This is a genomic window from Bacillus sp. FSL R5-0709 (assembly GCF_038004785.1).
GTDB classification, from domain to species: domain Bacteria; phylum Bacillota; class Bacilli; order Bacillales; family Bacillaceae_G; genus Bacillus_A; species Bacillus_A mycoides.
In genome coordinates this window covers 3,713,048-3,727,688 of sequence record NZ_JBBORT010000001.1, presented here as the reverse complement: position 1 = coordinate 3,727,688, position 14,641 = coordinate 3,713,048, and the positions used below count along the sequence as shown (strand labels likewise).

The window sequence follows — 14,641 nt, the reverse complement described above, 5'->3', positions numbered from 1 at the left end:
ATGAAAAATTAGCCCGCTATTTGTGAGAGGCGGTTTGTTCATAAAATCAAGATTACTTCAATAATCAGTGGGGGGATGAAAAAATATTGATTGGAGGTGCACTTTATATACATACTGTAAAAAAATTTATACAGATGTGAAATGACACTGTCAATTTTTTTGACAATATTGAAGGGAAGAAAGATGTTATGAATGAGTGAATGGATATATGAACTGAATTGAAACCATATAAAAAATGCGTCGCTTGCAAGCAACGCATTTTTTAATATTTACGCTTTTAATTTCATTACTGTATCAGCATCTGGTGTTACATATAATGTTTGTTGATTGTCATATGTAACAAATCCAAGTTTTGCACCGCTCGGTTTTTTGACATGGCGTACCTTTGTGAAATCTACAGGAACAGAACTAGAATCTTTTGCTTTACTGTAATAAGCAGCGATTTTAGCGGCCTCTTGTAAAGTCTCTTCCGTAGGTTCAAGAGAACGAATGACAACGTGGGACCCAGGTATGTCTTTCGTATGTAACCAAATTTCATCACGACGGGAGAATTTCGTTGTTAAATAATCATTTTGCTTATTGTTTTTACCGACGAAAATTTCTGTGCCATCACTAGCTAAATATTTGTCCAATACTGGTTTTGTCGGTTTTTTCTTTGAGTTTTTCTTCTTACGATTACGTACATAACCTTCTTCGGTCAGTTCTTCACGAATCTCTTCAATATCTTTTGAAGAAGCAACCTCCATTTGTTGAAGTAAGCTATCGAAATAAAGAATTTCTTCATTTGTTTTTACGATTTGTTCTTCTACAATAGCAACTGAATTTTTCGCTTTTTGGTACTTTTGGAAATAGCGTTGTGCATTTTCAGATGGTGTTTTTAAAGGATTTAATGTGATTTTTACAGTCCCACCATTTTCGTCGTAATAGTTAACGACTTCTATCTCTTTATCACCTTTTTTCAAAGCGTACATATTGGCTGTAAGTAGCTCTCCAAATAGTTGATATTTATCTGCTTTTCCGGCATCTTGTAATGTTTTTTCTAGTTTAATTAGCTTCTTTTCATTTTTTGTTTTTTCATTTTGCATAAAGCGTTCTAAATCGTGAGCTTGTTGTTTTACACGATCGCGCTCTGCTTTACCAAAGAAGAAACGATCTAATAATTCACTAACAGATGAAAATGTTTTTTCGTTTCCTTGTAAGTGAGAAAGAGGGAATAGGTAAAAGAACTCTTTTCCATTTGCTGTTATCATTGCTGGCACGTACTGATGTGTTAGCAAAGGTTTTTGCAAGCTGAAGAAAGCTTCAGATAATGCTTTTTCATTTGCCATACCTGCTTTTTTTACAACTTCTTTTGCAAATAATGGGGAAATTCCCATGAATGCTCCGACAAGTTGTTTGTCCATGTTGCCAGATAAAAAGTCTAGCGGTTTAATAAAATCATCTTCTGTTTCGATAAGAAGCGGATTAACTTTATGTTGTGCCGGTGGGGCAACATATTCAGCTCCAGCATATACAGTACGATGTCGGTTTACCGCTAAAGAAACGTGTTTTAAGCTATCTAAAATAACATTTGTTTTCGTATCTACTAAGATAATATTACTGTGTCGTCCCATTATTTCGATTACTAATGTTTTTACTGATTCGTCACCGATTTCATTGCGACTGCGGACTGTAATTTGAATAATACGTTCTAAGTCAATTTGTTCAATTTTTTCAATAAATCCACCTTCTAAATGTTTGCGAAGAAGCATACAAAACATCGGCGGTAGCGCTGGTGAATTGTAGTTTTGATTTGTTAAGTGCATACGCGCATATGTAGGGTGAGATGAAAGAATTAGTTTTTGGTTTTTTCCGTTTGCTCGAATATGTAATAAAACTTCATATTTTGAGGGTTGATATATTTTTGAAATTCTTCCTGTTTGAAGAGAATTTGCAATTTCATGTGTAATTGCTCTTGTAAATAATCCATCGAATGCCATGAATGAACACTCCTTTCTAACTAAAAGTTAATTATAGCATTTTTTTGGACGAGGCTGAATAAGCTTTCATTAGAGTATGTCTGGAATCAGGAGGTCGATGGCAGGATGAACTGGTATGAAATGCGAGCACATGAAGTGGAGGAAAGAACGAATACGAATGTGGAGGTAGGTCTTACAGAGCAAGAAGCAGAGGGCCGATTAAAGAAATTTGGCACAAATGAATTGCAAGAAGCAAAGCGGCCTTCTGCGCTTATGGTGTTTTTAGCGCAATTTAAAGATTTTATGGTACTTGTTTTATTTGGTGCTACAATTATTTCAGCTTTTTTAGGAGAGTATATTGATTCGATTGCAATTGTTGCAATTGTTATTATTAATGGTGTCCTCGGTTTCTTCCAAGAGAGGAAAGCTGAAAAATCGTTGGAAGCTTTAAAAGAATTGGCAGCTCCTCAAGTTACTGTACTAAGAAATGGGAAGTGGATAAAAGCACCGTCAAAAGCGCTTGTACTGGGTGATATTATTAAATTTTCTAGTGGTGACCGTATTGGCGCGGATGTTCGCCTTGTGGAATCTTCAAGTTTATATATTGAAGAATCGGCTCTTACAGGAGAGTCATTGCCTGTACAAAAGAAGGTAGATGCGTTACAAGGTCAAGATGTTTCAATTGGTGATCAAAAAAACATGGCATTTATGGGGACGATGATAACGAGAGGTGCTGGAACAGGGGTAGTCGTAGCAACTGGAATGAATACAGCTATGGGGCAAATTGCAAATATGTTGCAAAATGCTGAGCAAATGGAAACGCCATTACAAAGAAGATTAGAACAGCTTGGAAAAATTTTAATTATTGTTGCTCTTATTTTGACGGCTCTTGTTGTACTAGCTGGTGTATATCAAGGGAATGAAGTGTATCACATGTTTTTGGCTGGGGTTTCGCTTGCTGTTGCAGCTATTCCAGAAGGATTGCCAGCTATCGTTACGGTTGCGCTATCACTTGGTGTACAGCGTATGATTAAAAAGAGGGCAATTGTGCGAAAGTTGCCAGCTGTAGAAACGTTAGGCTGTGCTTCTGTTATTTGCTCAGATAAAACAGGAACAATGACACAAAATAAAATGATGGTAACACATATGTGGTCAGGCGGAGAATTGTGGAAAGTAACAGGTCAAGGCTATGAGCCAACAGGTTCGTTTATGAAAGGTGAAGAAGTAATTGACCCTACTAAGACGAAATCACTGTATCAACTACTTACATTTGGCTGTTTATGTAATAATGCGAATGTTATTCAAAAGAAAAAGACGTATGTGTTAGATGGAGATCCAACAGAGGGAGCTCTCGTTGCTGCTGCAATGAAGGCGGGAATATCACGTGAAGCTCTTAAAGGAAAGTTTGAAGTCATTCGTGAATTTCCTTTTGATTCAACTAGAAAAATGATGAGCGTTATCGTTCGTGATCGTGAAGGTAAAAAATTTGTTATTACAAAAGGAGCACCAGATGTTCTTTTGCAGATGAGTCAAACAATTTTGTGGGGAAATAAGCAGCAGCCTTTAAGTGAAATGTATCGAAAAGAAGTGCAGGCAGCGATTCATAGTTTAGGAAGTCAAGCTTTACGAACGATTGCGGTGGCATTTAAACCGTTAAAAGCTACAGATTCAATTGAACATGAAAGAGAAGTCGAGCAGGATTTTATGCTTGTTGGAATACAAGGAATGATAGATCCGCCAAGACTAGAAGTGGCGCAAGCGGTGAAAGAGTGTAAGGAAGCTGGTATTAGAACGGTAATGATTACGGGAGATCATAAAGTGACGGCAATGGCAATTGCGGAACAGCTAGGGGTTTTACCGGCGGGTGGACGCGTTGTTGAAGGTGTAGAACTTGCGAATATGGATGTAGAGGCATTAGAAGATATTGTAGAAGATACGTATGTATTCGCTCGTGTGTCTCCTGAGCATAAATTGAAAATCGTTAAGGCGCTGCAAAATAAGGGACATATAGTAGCTATGACAGGTGATGGAGTGAACGATGCTCCAGCTATTAAAACAGCTGATATAGGGATTGCGATGGGAATTACAGGGACAGATGTTGCAAAAGAAGCTTCTTCACTTGTGTTGTTAGATGATAACTTTGCTACGATTAAATCGGCGATTAAAGAAGGTAGAAACATATATGAAAATATTCGGAAGTTTATTCGGTATTTGTTAGCATCTAACGTTGGTGAAATTTTAGTTATGTTATTTGCGATGTTACTTGCACTGCCATTGCCGATGGTTCCAATTCAAATTTTATGGGTGAACTTAGTTACTGACGGTTTACCAGCGATGGCATTAGGTTTGGATAAGGCTGAAGGAGATGTGATGAAGAGAACACCACGCCATCCGAAAGAAGGGGTGTTCGCTAGAGGGCTTGCGTGGAAAATTATAAGTCGTGGTTTTTTAATCGGAGCAGTGACATTAGTAGCGTTTATTATTGCATTTAACCAGCATCCGAATGAATTGAAGTATGCACAAACGGTAGCCTTCGCAACATTAGTACTGGCTCAGCTTATTCATGTATTTGATTGTCGTAGTGAACATTCTATATTTCACCGCAACCCGTTTGGAAATATATATTTAGTAGGGGCGGTTATTATTTCTTTACTGTTAATGCTTGTAGTTATATATTATCCACCATTACAGCCGATTTTTAGCACAATGCCGATACAAGCACGAGATTGGTTGTTAATTGGAGGATTATCATCTATTCCGACCTTCTTATTAGTAGGATCCTTATTAACAAGAAAAAAGGGGAAAAAGAAAAAGCCGCTGTTATATAAGAAGGGATTAAACTTGAAATAGTCAATGATATGAAAATATGATATAATTTACAGAAGGTAGTAGAGTCGCATCTCTATTGCCTTTTTCATTGAGTTATTTCATGGCTTGGATGTGATAAAGATGATTTGTAGTATGACAGGATTTGGAAGATCGAAGGTAGAAAACGATACTTTTCAAATAACAGTAGAAATGAAGTCGGTGAACCATCGTTTTTTAGAAATGAGTATTCGGCTTCCGAAGCAAATGATGGCGTTTGAAGACAAGATTCGTAAAATAATTGCAAAGCAAGTTCGCCGTGGACGTATTGAAGTGTCTATTAGTATAACAGGCGAAGGGCTTGTTGAAAGAAAACTAACTGTGAATTGGGAACTTCTCAAGCAGTACCAATCCATTATGGAAGATATAAAAGGGAAATTTCAATTACAAGATTCTATTACACTCGGGCAACTAATGGGAATGCCAGAAGTAACGGCAGTTGAAGAAATAGAAAATGTAAATGAACAATTTGAAACCGGTTTATATGAAGCTGTTCGTCAAGCTGCTCATATGTTGAAAACGATGAGAGATGGCGAAGGAGAACGATTACATAAAGATATAGCATATCGTTTGCAAGAGATTCATAATTGTGTAAATGCAATTATTCCACATGCACCAATTGTTACACAAAAATATCGTGAACGATTAGAAAATCGCTTAAAAGAATTACATAACCAAGATTTAGATGAACAACGATTGCTGACAGAAGTAGCAATATTTGCAGAGCGTTCAGATATTCACGAAGAATTAGTTCGATTACAAAGTCATTTAGATCAATTTCGTGAAGCACTGCAAATTACAGAGCCTGTTGGAAGGAAAATGGACTTCATCGTGCAAGAGATGCATAGGGAAGTTAATACGATAGGTTCTAAGGCAAATGACTTAACAATTTCAAAATATGTCGTAGAAATGAAAAATAACCTTGAAAAAATTCGTGAACAAGTACAAAATATTGAGTAGCTTTCAAAAAATATATAAAGTTATACGTGGTGGAGAAATCGGATAGACTTACTAGGAGGCGCAAACTATGGCCATGCGGTTTTTAAATATTGGATACGGAAATATTGTATCTGCTCATCGAATTATTGCTATTGTAAGTCCGGAGTCAGCTCCTATTAAACGGACAGTACAGGAAGCTCGTGAACATAATGCTTTGCTTGATGCTACGTATGGGAGAAAAACAAGGGCGGTTATTGTTATGGATGATGGGCATGTAGTATTAAGTCCAATTCAGCCAGAGACGATTGCACATCGTTTGAATAATAAAGAAGATTTAAGTGAGGAAGGGTAGGTTTTACATATTTATGAGAAGTAGAAGAGGATTGCTCATCGTTCTTTCGGGACCTTCTGGTGTCGGGAAAGGAACGGTTCGAAAAGAGCTGTTTAGCCATGAAGACACACGTTTTCAGTACTCTATTTCAGTAACGACACGTAAACCGCGTGAAGGTGAAGTAGATGGTGTGGATTATTTCTTTAAAGAGAGAGAAGAATTTGAAGAAATGATTCGTAATGAAAAGTTACTTGAATGGGCTGAGTTCGTTGGTAATTATTACGGAACACCGATTGATTATGTTGAAAAAACGTTACAAGAAGGAAAAGATGTGTTCTTAGAAATTGAAGTGCAAGGAGCAATTCAAGTTAAGAAAGCCTTCCCAGCAGGTGTATTTATTTTCTTAGCACCTCCAAGTTTATCTGAACTAAAGAACCGAATTGTCGGCCGTGGTACAGAAACTGAAGATGTTATTGAAAATCGTTTAACTGTAGCGAAAGAAGAAATCGAAATGATGGACGCTTATGACTATGTTGTAGAAAACGATCAAGTTGAATTAGCTTGCGACCGAATTAAAGCAATTGTGGTTGGTGAACATTGCCGCCGCGAAAGAGTGGCAAAATACTATAAAGAAATGACGGAGGGTCTATAATTATGTTAAATCCATCAATTGACTCATTATTAACAAAAATCGATTCTAAATATACACTTGTAACAGTAGCTGCAAAGCGTGCACGTGAAATGCAAATTGCTGACAATTGTGTTATTGAAAAGCCTGTTTCTTATAAATGTGTAGGTAAAGCATTAGAAGAAATCGATTTAGAAGTATTAAAATATGTACCAAGCGATGACACAATAATTGATTAAGACATTCTTTTCGACAAATTAAAACATAGACTTTATAATTTTCTATGTAACGGTAACAACCTATTTACAAGTAGGTTGTTATTTTTTTACGATAGGGATGAAAAGGAATCGAAAAAGACGGAACGAAATACTGGTACTGACGAGCTGGAAATTCTATTTCAGTAGAATAAGTTTGAAAAAGAAAGAGGACGAGTCATATGCTAAAAGGGAAAAAGATACTTCTATGTGTAACAGGAGGCATTGCAGTTTTTAAAGCGGCTGCGTTAACAAGTAAATTGACACAAGCTGGCGCTCTTGTAAAAGTAATGATGAGTGAGTCGGCAATGAAGTTTGTTACGCCTCTTACATTTCAAGCACTTTCTCGCCATGATGTATATACGGATACGTTTGATGAGAGAGACTCCGCTGTTATTGCTCATATTGATTTAGCGGATTGGGCAGATGTTGTACTTGTTGCACCTGCTACAGCTAATTGCATTGGAAAGTTAGCTGGCGGTATTGCTGATGATATGATTACAACTACTTTGTTAGCTACTACAGCTCCGGTGTGGATTGCACCTGCTATGAATGTGCATATGTATGAAAATAAAATTGTTCAAAAAAACATGATGACGTTAAAAACATTAGGATATACATTTATTGAGCCTGGGGAAGGTTTTTTAGCATGTGGTTATGTAGCAAAAGGAAGACTGGAAGAACCTGAAGCAATTATTGGACGATTAGAAGAGGCTTTCTCGGAACAACAACCATTGCAAGGAAAACGAATATTAATAACAGCTGGACCGACACGTGAAAAGATTGATCCGGTTCGTTTTATGACGAATTTTTCTTCTGGAAAGATGGGGTATGCGATCGCAGAAGTTGCAGCAGGCTTAGGTGCTGATGTCATACTTGTGTCAGGACCGACAGCATTAGAGTCACCATTACATGTCACAACAATACAAGTGGAATCTGCACAAGATATGTTAGAGGCAGTCCTTCAGCATTATCAGAGTGTGGATGTTGTCATCAAAACAGCAGCCGTTGCAGATTACCGTCCGAAATATGTTCATGATAATAAAATGAAAAAGAAAAATGGCGATGCTGTAATTGAATTAGAAAGAACAGTGGATATTTTAAAAACGTTAGGTGAGAAGAAGGACCGACAGTTACTTATCGGTTTCGCAGCTGAAACGACAAACATAGAGGAATACGCAACGAGAAAATTACGTGAGAAAAATGCAAATATGATTGTTGCGAATGACGTGAAAGCGCAAGGAGCTGGGTTTGGTACGGATACAAATATTGTGACAATGTATAGAAAAGATGGAGAAATCATTGAGCTGCCACTTTTAACGAAGAAAGAAGTGGCTCGTGAAATATTAAAGCAAATAGAAATGATGTTAGAAGATGATTATGTATGAAGTTTGCAAGTGTAATTGTTGATGTACCTGCACGTCAAACAGATCGACCGTTTGATTATATTATCCCTAAAAAATGGGAAGATATCGTGCAAACAGGAATGCGTGTAGTAGTCCCATTCGGTCCGAGGAAATTGCAAGGTTTTATTATTGGCATAAAGGATTCGGTTGAACTAGAAAGTAAAAAGTTAAAAGCGTTGTATGAAATATTAGATGTCACTCCGGTTTTAAATGATGAATTATTAAAACTTGGGTATTGGCTTACAAGTGAAACGTTATGTTATATGATTTCAGCTTTTCAGGTGATGCTTCCGACGGCGATTAAAGCAACATATAAAAAGCGTCTGCAACTTCGTAACCGAGAAGAAGTAGCACCAGAAATTCTTTCTTTATTTCAAGGGAAGGAAACGATAGATTGGGAAGTTATCGAAGCACAGCCGCACCTATATCGCACTATTCAACAAGAAATTAAAAATGGTACGACTGAAGTGGTTTATCAAGTAAAGGATAAAGTGCAGAAGAAGAAACAAAGAGTAGTTCAACCGGAGTTGCCGGCAGATAAATTGGAATTAGCAGCATTTGAACTGAAAAGTAAAAAACAACAAGATGTACTCTATTATTTTGTAGAAAACTACAAAAGTGTACCGTTAAAAAATTTAACAGAAGAATTACAAATAACAGATGCTCCAATAAAAGCACTTGTTAAAAAGGGTCTAATCTCAGAAAAGTATGTAGAGGTATACCGGAGTCCGTATGACGATGATGATTTTGAACAAACGAAACCATTTCCGCTTACTGAGGAACAAAAACAAGTAATTACACCGATTTTGTCATCAATTACAAATGAAACTTACAATCCATTTTTACTATATGGTGTTACAGGAAGTGGTAAGACTGAAGTGTATTTACAATCTATAGCAGCGGTGCTCGAGAAAGGAAAAGAAGCAATTGTGCTTGTTCCTGAAATTGCGCTAACGCCCCAGATGGTAGATCGCTTTAAAGGTAGGTTCGGTTCGCAAGTTGCAGTTCTTCACAGTGCGCTTTCTGTTGGCGAGAAATATGATGAATGGCGAAAGATATTAAGAAAAGAAGTGAAAGTTGTAGTTGGTGCGCGTTCAGCTATTTTTGCTCCATTCGAAAATTTAGGAATCATTATTATTGATGAAGAGCATGAATCAAGTTATAAGCAAGAGGATAACCCAAAGTATCATGCAAGAGATGTAGCAGTGTGGAGAGGACAATACCATAAGTGTCCAATCGTTCTCGGAAGTGCAACGCCGACACTTGAATCGTTTGCTAGAGCGAAAAAAGGTGTCTATGGGTTGCTTACAATGGAAAAACGTATGAACAAACAAGCTTTGCCGACTGTAGAAATTGTTGATATGCGTGAAGAGCTTCGTGATGGAAATCGCTCAATGTTTTCAAAGGCACTGCATGAAAAAATAGCAGATCGATTAGAAAAAAAAGAACAAATGGTTCTCTTTTTAAATAGAAGGGGTCATTCTACGTTTGTGATGTGTCGTGATTGTGGGTATGTCGTACAATGTCCGCATTGTGATATTTCGTTGACATATCACAAAATGAACCATCGTTTAAAGTGTCATTATTGTAGTCATGAGGAAAATATGCCAACGGAGTGTCCTGCTTGTAATAGTACGTATATTCGTTTCTTTGGTACAGGGACGCAAAAGGTTGAAGAAGAAATCACAAAACTATTCCCTGAGGCGCGGGTCATTCGAATGGATGTGGATACAACAAGCCGTAAAGGAATGCATGAAAAATTATTAAAGGCGTTTGGTGAAGAGAAAGCAGATATATTACTTGGAACACAAATGATTGCAAAAGGGCTTGATTTTCCGAAGGTGACGCTTGTTGGCGTTTTAACGGCGGATACGATGCTTCATCTACCTGATTTTCGGGCGAGTGAAAAGACGTATCAGCTATTGACACAAGTGAGTGGACGTGCAGGAAGACATGAATTGCCAGGTGAAGTTGTAATTCAAACGTATACGCCGGAACATTACAGTGTAGAATTAGCAAAGAATCAACAATATGATGTATTTTATGAGCACGAAATGCAAATGAGGCAAATGAGACAATATCCGCCATATTACTACGTTGTACTTGTAACTGTATCTCATCCGGAGTTATTAAAGGCAGTCCAAGTGACGGAAAAAATTGTCGGTCATTTACGAACGCATTGTTCAAGGCAAACGATGGTGTTAGGGCCGGTTGCTTCAGCAATTCCAAGGATAAAAGATAGATATCGTTACCAATGCATGATAAAATACAAACGGGAACCAAACTTAAAGAACGTGCTCAAAATGGTAAATGAACATTATCAAGCAGAAATGCAAAAAGAGCTACAAATCTCAATTGATTTTAATCCAACAATGTTAATGTAGCGGAGGGAAATATGGCAGTTTTAGAAATTGTAAAGCATCCAAATGAAGTGTTAGAAACACCATGCGAAAGAGTAATTAACTTTGATAAAAAGTTAGTGAAATTGTTAAAAGATATGCATGAAACAATGTTAATTGCAGACGGAGTTGGTCTAGCTGCGCCACAAGTGGGTGTAAGCTTACAAGTTGCTGTTGTTGATATAGGTGATGATACAGGTAAAATTGAATTAATTAATCCTGTTATTTTAGAAAAACGTGGTGAACAAGTAGGTCCCGAAGGCTGCTTAAGCTTTCCGGGACTTTATGGTGAAGTGGAGCGTGCAGATTACATTAAAGTACGTGCACAAAATCGTCGCGGTAAAATATTTTTATTAGAAGCGGATGACTTCTTAGCGCGTGCAATTCAGCATGAAATCGATCATTTACACGGTGTTTTATTTACATCTAAAGTGAAAAGGTATTATGAAGCAGGCGAATTAGAATAGGTTTAAAAGGAGCGGTTTTTGAATGATGAAAGTAGTATTTATGGGGACACCGGACTTTTCTGTGCCGGTGCTTCGTCGTCTTATCGAGGACGGATATGACGTAGTTGGTGTTGTAACGCAACCTGATCGTCCAGTTGGTAGAAAAAAGGTTTTAACACCTACTCCTGTTAAAGTAGAAGCGGAGAAACATGGTATTCCAGTAGTACAGCCGTTAAAAATTCGTGAAAAAGACGAATATGAAAAAGTATTAGCACTAGAGCCAGACTTAATTGTAACAGCAGCATTTGGACAAATCGTACCGAATGAAATTTTAGAAGCGCCAAAGTATGGATGTATTAATGTCCACGCATCATTACTTCCAGAACTTCGCGGTGGTGCACCAATTCATTATGCGATCATGGAAGGTAAAGAGAAAACAGGTATTACAATTATGTATATGGTAGAAAAATTAGATGCGGGCGATATATTAACGCAAGTAGAAGTAGAAATTGAAGAGCGTGAAACAACAGGTTCATTATTTGATAAGTTAAGCGAAGCAGGAGCACACCTGTTATCTAAAACGGTTCCTTTACTAATTCAGGGTAAACTAGAACCAATTAAACAAAGTGAAGCTGAAGTGACGTTTGCATATAATATAAAACGTGAGCAAGAGATAATTGATTGGACAAAAACAGGTGAAGAAGTATACAATCACATTCGCGGATTGAATCCATGGCCAGTTGCTTATACGACTTTGGCAGGACAAGTTATTAAAGTATGGTGGGGAGAGAAGGTCTCTATTACAGAGAAAGCTGAACCAGGTACAATAGTAGCTCTTGAAGAAGATGGATTTGTTGTTGCAACAGGGAACGAGACAGGCGTTAAAATCACTGAATTGCAACCATCTGGTAAAAAGCGTATGAGTTGTTCACAATTTTTACGTGGAACAAAACCTGAAATTGGTACGAAGTTAGGAGAAAATGCATGAGACAAAATGTTCGTGAGTTAGCTCTGGATGGCTTAATTCAAGTAGAAAAAAGTGGTGCATATAGCAACTTACTTTTAAATAATTTGATTGAAAAAAATACAATTGACAGAAAAGATATTGGTTTATTAACTGAAATGGTATATGGAACAATTCAACGTCGTGACACACTAGATTATTATTTACAACCATTTTTAAGAAAAAAGGTTGAAGCGTGGGTAAGAGTGTTGCTTCGCCTATCTCTATATCAAATGCTATATTTAGACCGAGTTCCAGAAAGAGCGGCTATTCATGAAGCAGTTGAGATTGCAAAGCGTCGTGGGCATAAAGGGATTTCAGGCATGGTGAACGGAGTATTGCGTTCAATTCAGCGAGAAGGTGTACCTTCGTTAGAAGAAATCGAAAATCCAGTAGAACGTCTTGCGATTGCAACGAGTCATCCAATGTGGCTTGTACAAGAATGGGCATCCGAATATGGTTTAGAGACAGCAGAGAAAATGTGTGAAGTAAATATGTTGCCACCTGTACCAACAGCACGTGTAAATGTTGATAAAGTAACGGTAGAAGAAGCGGTTGCGTTATTAGCTGATGAGGGTATAGAAGCAAAACGTGGTGAATTGTCAGAGGATGCAATTCAAATTGAAAGAGGAAATGTCGCACATACAGAAGCGTTCAAAAAAGGTTTCCTTTCTATTCAAGATGAAAGCTCAATGCTTGTAGCACGTGCTTTAGAACCGAATAAAGGAGATACAGTTCTAGATAGTTGTGCTGCTCCTGGCGGAAAAACAACTCATATTGCAGAGCGTTTGGACGGAACTGGTAAGGTAATGTCGCTTGATTTACACGCACATAAAGTACGTTTAATTGAACAACAGGCGAAGAGACTTGGTTTAGAAAATGTAGAAACGATGGCTTTAGATGCTAGAAAAGTTCAAGAGCATTTTGCAAATGAATCTTTTGACAAAATATTAGTAGATGCACCATGTTCTGGATTTGGTGTTATTAGACGTAAACCTGATATTAAGTTAGGTAAAGATAAGGGCGATAGTGAAAGGTTATCAACGATTCAACTTGCGATACTAGAAAAAATAGCACCATTGTTAAAACAAGGTGGTCGCCTTGTTTATAGTACGTGCACAATTGAAAAAATAGAAAATGAACAAGTAATAAAGCAATTTTTACAAGAGCATCCTGAATTTGAATGGGATACTACGATAAAAGATCGCATGCCAGAAAAGTTAAATCCGTATATTGATGAAGGTCAAGTACGAATTTTACCGCATTATTTTGCAACAGATGGCTTTTATATTGCTTGTTTAAGAAAGAAGGTGTAGCATCATGGAAACGACTGTAAAAAAACAAAAGAAAAATCTAGAAACAAAGAAACCATCAATTTATTCTTTACAACTTCATGAAATGCAAGATTGGTTAAAGGAACAAGGAGAACCTAAGTTCCGTGCAGGACAAATTTTTGATTGGCTATATAAAAAACGTGTAAAAAATTATGAGGATATGTCAAACCTTGCTAAAGGATTGCGCGATAAATTGTCGAATTCCTTTGATATTACTACTTTAAACACTTTAGTAAAACAAACGTCTTCGGATGGAACGATTAAATTCCTATTCCAGTTATACGATGGATACTCTATTGAAACTGTACTAATGCGACATGAATATGGAAATTCCATTTGTGTAACAACACAGGTGGGTTGCCGCATTGGCTGTACGTTCTGTGCTTCTACACTTGGTGGGTTAAAACGAAACTTAGAGGCTGGAGAAATTGTAGCGCAAGTAGTAGAAGTTCAGCGTGCGCTTGATGAAACAGAAGAACGTGTAAGTTCTCTTGTTGTTATGGGAATTGGAGAGCCATTTGATAATTATGATAACTTAATGTCATTCTTACGCATTGTAAATCATGAAAAAGGAATTCATATTGGTGCAAGACATATGACAGTTTCAACAAGTGGAATTGTTCCAAAAATTTATAAGTTCGCTGAAGAAGATATGCAAATTAATTTTGCGATTTCATTGCATGCTGCAAATACAGAGATACGTTCAAAATTAATGCCGATCAACCGTGCTTATAAGCTACCTGATTTAATGGAAGCTGTTAAATACTATGTAAATAGAACAGGGCGTCGTATTACATTTGAATATGGCTTATTTGGAGGAGAAAATGACCAAGTTGAGCACGCTGAAGAACTTGCTGCGCTCTTAAAAGGTGTAAAATGTCATGTAAACTTAATTCCGGTAAACTACGTGCCAGAACGTGATTATGTACGTACGCCACGAGAGCAAATTTTCTTATTTGAAAAGACGCTAAAAGATCGTGGAGTGAATGTAACCATTCGCCGTGAACAAGGTCATGATATTGATGCAGCCTGCGGTCAGTTGCGTGCAAAGGAGCGCAAAGAAGAGACGAGGTGACTA

General features: G+C 37.3%; 12 protein-coding genes. 11 read left to right on the top strand and 1 reads right to left on the bottom strand.

All coding sequences use genetic code 11. From position 1 onward, the window contains the following. Nucleotides 1-269: 269 nt before the first annotated feature. Entirely contained in the window at nucleotides 270-1,979 is a 1,710-nt protein-coding gene (locus MKX37_RS18890; RefSeq protein WP_002128838.1) for an Rqc2 family fibronectin-binding protein, read from the bottom strand. Nucleotides 1,980-2,084: 105 nt separating this feature from the next. On the opposite strand from MKX37_RS18890, the gene MKX37_RS18885 reads away from it, so the two are divergent. The 11 genes from MKX37_RS18885 (at nucleotide 2,085) to rlmN (ending at nucleotide 14,638) form a co-directional block, all read left to right on the top strand. After that, nucleotides 2,085-4,808 (top strand): calcium-translocating P-type ATPase, SERCA-type, encoded by a 2,724-nt coding sequence (locus tag MKX37_RS18885; protein ID WP_002014490.1) that lies wholly within the window; start codon nucleotides 2,085-2,087, stop codon nucleotides 4,806-4,808. Between the two features lie 99 nt (nucleotides 4,809-4,907). Next, nucleotides 4,908-5,783 carry a YicC/YloC family endoribonuclease gene (locus MKX37_RS18880; RefSeq protein WP_002088227.1) on the top strand — a complete coding sequence of 292 codons (876 nt, stop codon included), beginning with the start codon at nucleotides 4,908-4,910 and terminating at the stop codon, nucleotides 5,781-5,783. A gap of 67 nt (nucleotides 5,784-5,850) precedes the next feature. Continuing rightward, complete coding sequence (gene remA, locus MKX37_RS18875) at nucleotides 5,851-6,114, top strand: extracellular matrix/biofilm regulator RemA (protein WP_001251456.1); 264 nt, start codon at nucleotides 5,851-5,853, stop codon at nucleotides 6,112-6,114. Nucleotides 6,115-6,127: 13 nt separating this feature from the next. Next, nucleotides 6,128-6,745, top strand: coding sequence for a guanylate kinase (gmk, locus tag MKX37_RS18870; protein WP_002014492.1), 618 nt, complete (start codon nucleotides 6,128-6,130; stop codon nucleotides 6,743-6,745). Nucleotides 6,746-6,747: 2 nt separating this feature from the next. Next, nucleotides 6,748-6,960: a DNA-directed RNA polymerase subunit omega gene (gene rpoZ, locus MKX37_RS18865; RefSeq protein ID WP_002014493.1), complete on the top strand. Its 213-nt coding sequence runs from the start codon at nucleotides 6,748-6,750 to the stop codon at nucleotides 6,958-6,960. Nucleotides 6,961-7,157: 197 nt separating this feature from the next. Then, nucleotides 7,158-8,363: a bifunctional phosphopantothenoylcysteine decarboxylase/phosphopantothenate--cysteine ligase CoaBC gene (gene coaBC, locus MKX37_RS18860; protein ID WP_002014494.1), complete on the top strand. Its 1,206-nt coding sequence runs from the start codon at nucleotides 7,158-7,160 to the stop codon at nucleotides 8,361-8,363. Further along, nucleotides 8,360-10,765: a primosomal protein N' gene (gene priA / locus MKX37_RS18855; protein WP_002128835.1), complete on the top strand. Its 2,406-nt coding sequence runs from the start codon at nucleotides 8,360-8,362 to the stop codon at nucleotides 10,763-10,765. The genes coaBC and priA overlap by 4 nt, the downstream gene beginning before the upstream one ends. 11 nt (nucleotides 10,766-10,776) lie before the next feature. Beyond that, nucleotides 10,777-11,247 carry a peptide deformylase gene (gene def / locus MKX37_RS18850; RefSeq protein ID WP_002014496.1) on the top strand — a complete coding sequence of 157 codons (471 nt, stop codon included), beginning with the start codon at nucleotides 10,777-10,779 and terminating at the stop codon, nucleotides 11,245-11,247. Between the two features lie 22 nt (nucleotides 11,248-11,269). Beyond that, nucleotides 11,270-12,214, top strand: coding sequence for a methionyl-tRNA formyltransferase (gene fmt / locus MKX37_RS18845; protein ID WP_002014498.1), 945 nt, complete (start codon nucleotides 11,270-11,272; stop codon nucleotides 12,212-12,214). Then, entirely contained in the window at nucleotides 12,211-13,545 is a 1,335-nt protein-coding gene (gene rsmB, locus MKX37_RS18840; RefSeq protein WP_002128834.1) for a 16S rRNA (cytosine(967)-C(5))-methyltransferase RsmB, read from the top strand. The genes fmt and rsmB overlap by 4 nt, the downstream gene beginning before the upstream one ends. Before the next feature lie 4 nt (nucleotides 13,546-13,549). Continuing rightward, on the top strand, nucleotides 13,550-14,638 hold the full coding sequence (rlmN, locus tag MKX37_RS18835; protein ID WP_002014500.1) for a 23S rRNA (adenine(2503)-C(2))-methyltransferase RlmN: 1,089 nt from the start codon (nucleotides 13,550-13,552) through the stop codon (nucleotides 14,636-14,638). Nucleotides 14,639-14,641 lie beyond the last annotated feature (3 nt).

Bases quoted from the DNA above. Each gene is read 5' to 3' on its own strand.
- fmt (WP_002014498.1), top strand. From the start codon at position 11,270: ATGATGAAAGTAGTATTTATGGGGACACCGGACTTTTCTGTGCCGGTG.
- def (WP_002014496.1), top strand. From the start codon at position 10,777: ATGGCAGTTTTAGAAATTGTAAAGCATCCAAATGAAGTGTTAGAAACA.
- rsmB (WP_002128834.1), top strand. From the start codon at position 12,211: ATGAGACAAAATGTTCGTGAGTTAGCTCTGGATGGCTTAATTCAAGTA.
- rlmN (WP_002014500.1), top strand. From the start codon at position 13,550: ATGGAAACGACTGTAAAAAAACAAAAGAAAAATCTAGAAACAAAGAAA.
- MKX37_RS18880 (WP_002088227.1), top strand. From the start codon at position 4,908: ATGATTTGTAGTATGACAGGATTTGGAAGATCGAAGGTAGAAAACGAT.
- MKX37_RS18885 (WP_002014490.1), top strand. From the start codon at position 2,085: ATGAACTGGTATGAAATGCGAGCACATGAAGTGGAGGAAAGAACGAAT.
- gmk (WP_002014492.1), top strand. From the start codon at position 6,128: ATGAGAAGTAGAAGAGGATTGCTCATCGTTCTTTCGGGACCTTCTGGT.
- MKX37_RS18890 (WP_002128838.1), bottom strand. From the start codon at position 1,979: ATGGCATTCGATGGATTATTTACAAGAGCAATTACACATGAAATTGCA.
- remA (WP_001251456.1), top strand. From the start codon at position 5,851: ATGGCCATGCGGTTTTTAAATATTGGATACGGAAATATTGTATCTGCT.
- rpoZ (WP_002014493.1), top strand. From the start codon at position 6,748: ATGTTAAATCCATCAATTGACTCATTATTAACAAAAATCGATTCTAAA.
- coaBC (WP_002014494.1), top strand. From the start codon at position 7,158: ATGCTAAAAGGGAAAAAGATACTTCTATGTGTAACAGGAGGCATTGCA.
- priA (WP_002128835.1), top strand. From the start codon at position 8,360: ATGAAGTTTGCAAGTGTAATTGTTGATGTACCTGCACGTCAAACAGAT.